7 protein-coding genes and 1 pseudogene are annotated in these 9,948 nt (G+C 45.6%); 7 read left to right on the top strand and 1 reads right to left on the bottom strand.

Annotated features, from left to right (window positions below):
* The 3 genes and pseudogenes from IM322_RS23760 to IM322_RS15505 all read left to right on the top strand — a co-directional run.
* Positions 1-141: pseudogene (locus IM322_RS23760) on the top strand (RRXRR domain-containing protein); the annotation flags it as partial.
* A 296-nt stretch (positions 142-437) separates the two neighbouring features.
* Positions 438-1,397 carry an aldo/keto reductase gene (locus tag IM322_RS15510; protein ID WP_287078775.1) on the top strand — a complete coding sequence of 320 codons (960 nt, stop codon included), beginning with the start codon at positions 438-440 and terminating at the stop codon, positions 1,395-1,397.
* A 110-nt stretch (positions 1,398-1,507) separates the two neighbouring features.
* Entirely contained in the window at positions 1,508-2,083 is a 576-nt protein-coding gene (locus IM322_RS15505) for an Alr1449 family protein (protein ID WP_147069357.1), read from the top strand.
* On the opposite strand, the gene IM322_RS15500 is transcribed toward IM322_RS15505, so the two are convergent.
* Positions 2,066-3,709: a CocE/NonD family hydrolase gene (locus IM322_RS15500; protein WP_287675213.1), complete on the bottom strand. Its 1,644-nt coding sequence runs from the start codon at positions 3,707-3,709 to the stop codon at positions 2,066-2,068. The genes IM322_RS15505 and IM322_RS15500 overlap by 18 nt on opposite strands.
* A gap of 135 nt (positions 3,710-3,844) precedes the next feature.
* Here IM322_RS15500 and IM322_RS15495 point away from each other — a divergent pair, with 135 nt between their 5' ends.
* The 4 genes from IM322_RS15495 (at position 3,845) to IM322_RS15480 (ending at position 9,519) form a co-directional block, all read left to right on the top strand.
* The gene (locus IM322_RS15495) at positions 3,845-5,539 is read left to right on the top strand and encodes an ABC-F family ATP-binding cassette domain-containing protein (RefSeq protein WP_287675215.1); all 1,695 of its coding nucleotides are present in this window, start codon (positions 3,845-3,847) and stop codon (positions 5,537-5,539) included.
* Positions 5,540-5,588: 49 nt separating this feature from the next.
* Positions 5,589-6,044 carry a peroxiredoxin gene (locus IM322_RS15490; protein ID WP_287675217.1) on the top strand — a complete coding sequence of 152 codons (456 nt, stop codon included), beginning with the start codon at positions 5,589-5,591 and terminating at the stop codon, positions 6,042-6,044.
* A 492-nt stretch (positions 6,045-6,536) separates the two neighbouring features.
* Entirely contained in the window at positions 6,537-7,880 is a 1,344-nt protein-coding gene (locus IM322_RS15485) for a chloride channel protein (RefSeq protein ID WP_287675219.1), read from the top strand.
* Between the two features lie 421 nt (positions 7,881-8,301).
* Entirely contained in the window at positions 8,302-9,519 is a 1,218-nt protein-coding gene (locus IM322_RS15480) for an ATP phosphoribosyltransferase regulatory subunit (RefSeq protein ID WP_287675221.1), read from the top strand.
* Positions 9,520-9,948: the final 429 nt, after the last annotated feature.

Genomic DNA, 9,948 nt, shown 5'->3' with positions numbered 1-9,948 from the left:
CCCAAAGGAATTGGTTATGTTAGTGGAGATACCGAAAAACAGCTATCTGTAAGCGATACCAGTTGGACACGATTGGGACAGATAGCTGTTAGCAAGATTCAGTTAATTCGTCGTTCTAACGGTTTAATTGTTTCTCACTAACTCATATAAAGCCGCCCTCCGCTATCGCTAAAGGGCGGGGTTTCAGACCCAGTTTTTCGATGATTTTTCTCCTTACTCTAGCCCTAATCGCCCTGTCGATCAGCTATAATGTTCAAGGCGAAATAATTAGCCTCAGTACCCGCTTATTAGGTCTTTTTTGTGGCTTGTTAAGTTTGTTCTTTACACCCCTACCGGTAAAAGTTTTTATCCTTGTCACCTTAGTCCTCTTCAGCTGGGATTTTCAGCCCTAAACCCGACTGAAACCCTAAGCATACTTAACCCATCAAAAAACTGTTATGCAAAAACGCTATCTCGGTCAGACTAATATAGAAATTACTCCCCTTCTCGTGGGTACTTGGCAAGCAGGAAAAAAGATGTGGGCAGGTATTGAAGATGAGGAAAGTATTAAAGCAATTCGTGCCGCTTTTGAGGCAGGAATTACCACTGTAGATACAGCCGAAATCTACGGGGAAGGTCACTCAGAATTGATTGTCGCTCAAGCTTTAGCCGATGTGCGAGAACAGGTAATTTATGCCACAAAAGTTTTTGCTAATCACCTCAAATATGAGCAAGTTATCGCAGCTTGCCATCGCTCTTTAAAAAACCTCCAAACTGATTATATCGATCTTTACCAAATTCATTGGCCTAGTGGCTCATGGAACACGGAAATAGTGCCTATTTCTGAAACTATGGCCGCTCTTAATTATCTGAAAGCACAGGGAAAAATTCGAGCTATAGGGGTTTCCAATTTCTCCCGCTCTCAACTGGAAGAAGCTAGTCAATACGGCAGAATTGAGAGTATTCAACCTCCCTATTCTCTGTTTTGGCGCTCGGTAGAAAAGGAAATTATGCCCTATTGTATAGAGAATAATATTTCTATTCTGGCCTATTCTCCCCTTGCCCAAGGTTTATTAACAGGAAAATTTAGAACCGGTTATCAGTTGGCAGCGGAAGACCATAGAATTAAAAATAAACTCTTTCATGGCGAAAACTTTCCGAGGGTACAAGCGGCTTTAAATCAATTAGAACCGATTGCTGACCGCTATAATTGTTCCCTAGCTCAATTATCTCTTGCTTGGTTAATTAAGCAACCCCAAACTAATGCAATTGCTGGGGTAAGAAATGCCGCTCAAGCAGTTAATAACGCTCAAGCAATGACAATTAATTTAACCCCGGAAGACCTAAAATTAATTGATAATATTGGTAAACAGGTAACTGATTTCTTGGATGATAATCCCGTGCTGTGGGATTTCTAAAAATTATACAGCAGTTATCTTAAGGGTGAAGACAGAAGCTTTGGTTAATTCTCAGGAAAAAGCCTGTATAATGACAGCTATAGTCCGATTCTTATCGCAGGATTATACCTATGGCTAAATCCAAAAAACACAATCTGCAATGGATCAAAGAAACCCTCGATTTAAATCCAGATCATAACTGGAAATCTAGTCCGGGTAACAGTATTTTTGTAGCTGGTCGCGGTGCAGTTCGCTTTGAAGTTCCGCAAGATTGGCATTTTGAACCCGATGATAATTCCTTTCGTTTTTTAGATAGAAAACCCCCCGATGATGATTGTCGTTTAGAGGTTTCCTATAATCTACTTCCCCCCGGAGATTGGAAAGAATTACCCCTGAAAGGAATGGTCAAAAAATTAGCTCGTGAAGATAGCCGCAATCCTCACGAAATCGGCGAAGTTATCCAAGAAAAACGACAAACCGTACGCATTGTTTGGGTGCAAATTCAATTCATCGACCCCCAAGAAAATCGGCCAGCTTATTCGCGTATTGCCGTGGGCATTGGTTCCGGGGTTCAATGTTTAATTACTATGGATTATTGGGTCGATGATGCGGAAAAATTCACCCCCGTCTGGGATACGGTTATCTCCTCGCTGGTGTTAGGTTTATACATTCGCGATCCCCGCAGCGGTTTAGCTTTCCCCGACTAAAGGTAATAGCAATTTTGCCGGAAAATTTCCTTGACAAAAAACCTTAATTGTGATAGTAGAAAAATCGATCGCTCGACTCTGGTGGGGATAGCTGCCGGTCCCCGCATTGACGGGATGTGCGGGGAAGCAAGAGGCACTCAGACTTAAACGTAAGCTATGACCTTGAGGAATAGTGATAAAAGTGGCCTGCATAGCAATATTTAGGGGCGATTCGGGATTATTTACCCGTTTATAACCCTGAGTGATATTAAAAACTCGACCATCGGGGGTAACTTGAGAAACCACCGCACAGATATCGAAACTAACCGCATCTGCTTGACAATAACAATCCAGACGGGGACTACCCAAAATCGTTAAATCTTTCTCTAGGGGGGGAGAAGTGTAGGTAATCACATCACTGCGACAGTCTAGCATGGTGCGGTCGAATATTCCCCCCGGTAGGGCGCTATGACCTCCTAAAGATGGGACCGGTCGCCAAGGATCGTGAACGATGGTATCCTCGATCGCAGGTTCTAACAAAATCGCGCTTAATTTCCCCTCATCCTCGCGCAGATTGGCTAAACCTTGACTAGCAAGATAATAAATTTGCTGATTTTCTCTGGGAAACTTCTCCAGATATCGCCATTGATTAGACCCCATTTGAAATAGATACAGGGGAGGATTTTTTAATAACTCCGTTTCCTGACCTTTTAAGAAATAATCAAACCATTGCAGCTGCATTTTATCCACAGGACTAATTGCCTCTTGACCATAATCTATCTCTCCTACTTTTCTCCCCCAGGGTAGATGAGTCCAAGCACCAATAATTAGCTGTTGGGGATAGATAGAACGCGCTTGCATTTCTTGGTATAAACCCAAAGTTCCCCGGAGATGAGGATCGAACCAACCCCCGATATGTAACATCGGTAAATCGATATTTTTTAAAAGGTTTTGCGGGGATAAATTTTGCCAATAGTCATCGGGAAGATAACGAGTAATCCAATCGTGATAAAAAGAATCAGCAGCTAAATCTTGCAGAATTTGGGGAGAGGCAGCAATAGGATCAAAAAGGGGTAAATTTCGGGAAGCTACCCAGAGTTTTTGATAGGCAGTTTCGTCTCCTTTTAATCTAGCTGTTTCCGCTGCTAATTGTATTGCCCAAGCGAGATTATATTGGAAATTAAATGCTTCATTTTCATAGCCCCAATCTCGATATAAATCGTGAGCGATCATCCCTGGGCAAATAGTTTTTAAAGCAGCATGACCATTAGTAGCGGCGTATAATTGGGTCATTCCCTGATAGGAAAAACCATACATTCCCACCACACCCGTATTATTAGGAATAGTTAAAACCCATTCAATAGTTTCTAATCCGTCGCTAATTTCATGGGCAAATAAATTAAAATTTCCCGTCGAGTTTCCCCGTCCCCGGACATCCTGAATTACCACAATATAACCCTGACGTGCATACCAGCTAGGATGGGCATAAACCACCGTAGAAGCGATCGCTTTTCCGTAGGGTTGTCGCATTAGTAAAATGGGAAAAGATTCCCTACTATCGGGACGATAAATATCGGCAGCTAAACTAATTCCATCTCTGGTGATTAAACTAGCCGTTTCTTTTTTTATGGGGTAGGGATTAAGCATTATTATCTCTTTCAGATAAAAAATAGTGTCAGGTGGCTCAATCGAGAAAACTTGACAAAGACCAGATAAAGCTTAACTAAATGTTACAATAGAGGCGGACTGCCTCAACTGCCTAGGACTGGAGAAAAATCAGCGATGCTACGACTAGAGAGAATTAGTAAGATTTACCCGACGGGAGAAGTGTTAAAAGATGTCACTTGGGAAGTAAAAACGGGCGATCGCATCGGTTTGGTGGGAGTCAATGGGGCCGGAAAATCCACCCAGCTGAAAATTATTATGGGGGAAGTGGAACCCACCGCTGGGGAGATCATCCGTCCTACCAGTCTCCATATCGGCTATCTTACCCAAGAATTTGAAGTGGATCCCCGTCGGACGGTACGGGAGGAATTTTGGACGGTGTTTCAAGAAGCGAATCAAGTCCACCATCAACTAATAGAAATTCCCCAGCGCATGGAAAAAGCTGATCCCGAAGAATTAGATCGCTTAATTCATCAATTGGATCGCTTACAAAGACAATTTGAAGCGTTAGATGGTTACGGATTAGAAGCGCGCATCGAGAAAATTTTACCAGAAATGGGCTTTACTATTGATGACGGCGATCGCTTGGTAAGTTCCTTTAGTGGTGGTTGGCAAATGCGGATGAGTTTAGGAAAAATTCTCCTGCAAACTCCCGATATTTTACTCCTCGATGAACCGACTAACCATTTAGACTTAGAAACCATTGAATGGTTAGAAAAATTCCTCAAGGATTTAACTACTCCCATGGTCATAGTTTCCCACGACCGGGAATTTCTTGATCGTCTCTGTACCAAAATTGTCGAAACGGAAAGGGGAGTTTCTACCACTTATTTAGGTAATTATTCTGCCTACCTACAGCAAAAATACGAACAACAATCTGCTCAGTTAAGTGCCTACGAACGTCAGCAAAAAGAACTAGAAAAACAGCAAGCTTTCGTGGATCGGTTCCGTGCCAGTGCCACCCGCAGTACCCAAGCAAAAAGCCGGGAAAAACAATTAGAAAAGGTAGAAAAAATTGAAGCACCAATCGCCGATGTGCGTACCTTAAAATTCCAGTTTCCTCCAGCAGTGCGTAGTGGTCGGGAAGTGGTAACTATTAAAAATCTTGTTCACATTTACGATGATAAAATTCTCTTTTTCGGAGCAAATCTGGAAATAGAAAGGGGCGATCGAGTGGCTTTTTTAGGGCCAAATGGTGCAGGAAAATCCACGCTTTTACGTTTAATTGTTGGGTTAGAACCCCCCACAGAAGGCTCGATCGAAATCGGTAAACATAACGTTATTCCTAGTTATTTTGAGCAGAACCAAGCGGAAGCTTTAGACCTAACTAAAACTGTTTTAAATACCATTCATGATGAAGTTCCCGATTGGAAAGATGTGGAAGTTCGCAGTCTTTTAGGGCGATTTTTATTCAGCGGGGAAACGGTATTAAAAAAAGTAGAATCTTTGAGTGGTGGCGAAAAAGCGCGTCTTGCCTTAGCCAAAATGTTACTTGCTCCCGCTAACTTATTAATTCTCGATGAACCGACTAATCACCTCGATATTCCCGCCAAGGAAATGTTAGAATCGGCTTTAAAAGTTTATGAAGGCACGGTTTTAATTGTTTCCCACGATCGTTATTTTATCTCCCAGGTAGCTAACAAAATTGTCGAGATTCGGGATGGCGAATTAATTGCCTACGCAGGAGATTATCACTATTATCTAGAAAAACTAGACGAAGAAAAACAAAAAGCTGAACAAAAACGCATTGAAGCAGAAAAAGCGGCCAAAGCTGCTGCTAAACGGGCTAAACAAAAGACCAAAAAAGGTTAGAATATAAAGTATCACCCTATCCACGATTATCTATTCATTAATTAATCTTATGGCAGCTATAAAAGTAGGCGATCGAGTTCCCAATTTTTCTCTCCCTTCCCAAACAGGGACAACGGTTAATGTCAGCGATTTAATCGGTAAAAAATCTCTGGTAATTTATTTCTATCCCAAAGATGACACTCCGGGTTGTACCGCAGAATCCTGCGCTTTCCGCGATAGTTACGAAGTGTTTACCGATGCGGGTGCGGAAGTTATTGGTATTAGTGCCGATAGTCCCCAATCTCATCAACAATTTGCCCAAAAATATAATCTTCCCTTCACCCTTTTAAGTGATAGCGATAACCGAGTCCGGAAATTATTCGGTGTTCCCTCTACCTTATTCTTCCTCCCCGGACGAGTTACCTATATCATTGATCAAGAGGGAATCGTCAGACATATTTTTGATTCTATGTTAGATTTTAAAGCTCACGTTACCGAATCTTTGAACACAATTAAATCTTTTTAGGTTGATGATTATGCAAGAAATTAAGACATCTATCCCATAATTGGGACAGTTCTGACTTAAAAATAAAATTAATGGTGTGTTAATTTTGACTAACACACCCTCAGTTTGCTTTAGTTATTGGCAAAAATGACGGCTGGAAACAGAAGGCTAACATAGGCAAAGCTAACACCCAAAAGTTTGTCGTTATTCCTTATAAACGTCTAATTGAAATGTTAACTTATACTAAATCCGTTGAGTAGTGGTTTCAAGTTACAACATCCTAAGAAAAGTATTCCCAAATCTGTTCAGCTATGGGATAGAGAGGTGCGTAGTTCAGCCAAGGAGAATTAATCTCTCGAAGTAAAAGTGAAGGGAATTTCTCAAATGGAATTCAGTCTGTTTATAATTGACTATACTTTTACTAACTATATAGTAAAGACTTTCAGGGTGTTTTGCTTGACGACTCCAATGGACTTGCTATAGGAACGATAAAAGTTTAACTTTCTTGGCACGATGCTAAATAACAAACTACAACTTCTGTTAACCAGGGTAGGCACATGGGCTGTTGGCGGCCTGCTCGGCGGTTTGATCGGCTCTCTGGCCGCGGTACTGCTGACTGAGGCAATTAAGCAAACCCTCAGGATTGCCTCTGACCTAGGCAACGTCTGGCTACTGCTGCTGCCTCTGGTGGGCGTTACCTTAGCAGCGCTAGTCCTGTTTGGACTGGGTAGGGGGCAACCCGTGCAGACCTTAGCTCCCCGGGGGGCGACTTCCTCTGGCCGCTGGGGTTCTCTCATGGACTGGTACTCCTTCCCCCATGACATTGCTCGCGCCGACCTGACCGGTGACGTGGTGAACGCATCCGGCGCCGAAGAGCGCTTCCCCTGGAATCTAGCCCCCTTGCGCGCCCTGGCCATCCTCTCCACTGTTGGACTGGGTGCGCCCATGGGAACAGAATCACCGGCAGCTCATATTGGCGTGGCGACGGGAACCTGGTTGGGTAGCATAAATCCAGCCCTGCGTCAACTGGTGCGGCCGCTGGCCATCGGCGGCGGTGCGGCAAGTGTTTCTGCTCTGATGGGAATCCCTCTGGTGGGCAGCTTTTTTATGTTTGAGTTGAGTCAGCGACGCCAGGTTCCGATCACCCCGGAGCGGGCAGCGGCGATGTTAGCCGGGGGACTGGTGGGATGGGGAGTCAACGCTGCCTTTAAGCTGCAACTGATCCGGCTGGTCGTGCCGCAGCTTCCCCCGACTGACTTCTGGGATGCGGTGGGTGCCACTTTGTTGATCGGAGTGATCGCCGGCACGATTACAGCGCTCACTGGTGAGGCGATCTACTGGGCCAGAGGCTTGCGGGACAAGCCCGCCACGCGTCTTCTGATCGGTGGCCTGGTGATGCTATTCTTGGCGATCGTGATCGGACAGGTGGCGACCCCCGCAGCGGCTTTTGGGCCGGGGGGAGCCGCTATCCTCTGGGCCGAAAGCATTGAAACAACTCCTTACCATCTGTTAGCGGTAGCTCTGCTCCGGGCCGCGGCCACCACCGCTGCCGTTTTAGCCGGGGGCTGTGGCGGCGTGTTTGTCCCTTTTCTGGCGATCGGCGACCTCAGTGGCCGGGTGTTCGCAACCACCTTTGAGATTTCGGGGGATCTGGCGGGTGCGGCGGGGGCAGCGGCTGGTATTGCTGGCGGCTATCGCCTACCTCTGACCGCCATGGCGATGGTACTGGGGGTGGGTGGCCCGGGGGCAGCCCAGCTAACCTGCCTTGCCACAGTGGTGGTCGCCGCCCTTTCGGGATTGGTGGCCGCACGGGCAGCCAATCAACTCTCCAGTTCCCTGCGCGCAATGTTCCGCTAGAAGCCACCGTCAGGGGATTGACAATCTCCGCACTTTTAGGGCGGAGATTCTTGGGCAACATCTTGCCTCTACTAGCAACCAGCAATTCTCAGTTTTAGACATAGCAAGCCTTTTAGGGATTTAAAGAACATTTTAAAGGGGGATTTTTGGGGCAACTTTGGGTGTACTATCACGTCAAAAGCCTGAAGACTCGTGACATGAAATTTGCAATCCCATTGAATTTGACCCCGTATTATGCGAACTAACCCCCAAAAGCCTTGCTACAGGGCAAATTTAGAATTGCTGTCTTCACCCCGACATTTGAGATAAAAACCCCTAAGAGGATTTGTTAGGGGTTTTTACCCATCAGGAAACTGGTCACAACTTGTCGTAAAGTGAAATAGGACTGACCAGTGCCACCGATTTTGATTAGCAAACTCCCATGATTCATCAACCCCCGGCGGGGACAAGGGATTTATTACCCCTAGAAGTTACCCAAAAAGGCTGGATTAACGATCGCCTTCAGTCTGTCTTTCAGCGTTGGGGCTATCAAAGGATTGTCACCTCCACCATTGAATGGCTCGATACCCTCACCGCGGGCGGTGCGATCGATCCCAGCACCGTGATCCAACTCCACGGGGATAGCCAAGGACTATCGGGATTACGCCCCGAATTAACCGCTTCCATTGCCCGCAGTGCCGTCACCCGCATGAGTGGGGAGTCCTATCCCCAACGTCTCTGTTATCGGGCTAACGTTTTTCGTCGCCCTAGTGCCAGTTATCACGGTCGTCAAGTGGAATTCTATCAAGCGGGGGTAGAACTGCTCTTTTCCGGCGGTTTACTAGCTGATGCCGAGATTTTACTGCTCCTAGCCGACTGTTTCGATAGTTTGGCCGTCCCTAAGTGGCAGATTATTTTAGGAGAAGCGGGTTTGACTCGTTCGCTACTTTCTCCCTTTCCGAATCCCTTACGCGAACAGGTGAAACGCTGTTTAGCCCTCCTCGACTACGTTAGCCTCGAAAATCTTCCCTATCCCAACGAAACCCTCCGGCAGCAAGCGCGACAATTATTTCACCTGCGCGGTAATCCTGAGGATGTCCTCGCACAAGTGGCAGTATTAGCCCAGGAAGAATCAGCCCAAAAAGCCGTTAATAACCTTAAATCCCTAGTAGAGCTGCTTAATGCCGATCGCTCTGGGCCTTTCCCCCTAATTCTCGATTTAAGTCTGATTCAAACCTTTGATTACTACACCGGCATCGTTTTTAAGGCGGTTAGTTATCACCAGCAAAATCTCAGTATTTTGGGCCAGGGCGGACGCTATGATCAATTATTGGGTGTTTTTCATCCCCAGGGCCAATCGGCTCCGGGTATCGGTTTTTCCCTGAATATCGAAGAACTGCACGAAAGTTTATTATCAGGGCAGACTTTACCCACTCAAGCTCCCCCCCTCGACTGGTTACTTATCCCTTTGGGTAATAACGCCCAGATAGCGACTTTTAGTAAAGCTCGCTCCCTTCGCACCGGTGATCCAAATCTGAGAGTGGCGATCGATTTAGGGGGTCGCAGCGAGGCACAAATTCGTACCTATGCCCGCGATCGGATGATTAAAAATCTCGCCTGGGTGCAAGAAGATGGTTCCGTGATCGAAGAATCTCTCTAAAAGGGGGCAAAAGCAGCGGAAATTCCGCTGCCCGCTACTATAGGACTCTATCTAGGGTTTGCGGCAAAAAGTACGGGCGAAGCATTCGGGCAATAACCTATCGGTGAAACCGTAGATTTTTTATCCGAATGCTTCGCCCCTACAGGACGCGGGCCGATGAAGACGCAAGGTTTTGAAGCACGATTCTCTCAAAATCTTGCACCTGTTTCGCTCGTAAAGCCACAAAACCCTTACCTTGCCTACATTTCACCTTTATTCAGCAGACCCTAAATAATATTGATTGGTTTGTTTATCGAAAATTTGGGTTAAAACCCCGTCCTTTGAGGACGGCTTTAAGCTAAAATGGAAAAAGCGATAACCAAGCTAAAAACTGAACCTTGACCACAGATAGTAGGGGGTTTCGTTCAGAAAAGACTTCAAATTCGGCCT

It is taken from the genome of Microcystis sp. M109S1, from assembly GCF_020247025.1.
In the GTDB taxonomy this organism is placed as follows: Bacteria; Cyanobacteriota; Cyanobacteriia; order Cyanobacteriales; family Microcystaceae; genus Microcystis.
This window is presented reverse-complemented; position numbering and strand designations above follow the sequence as displayed.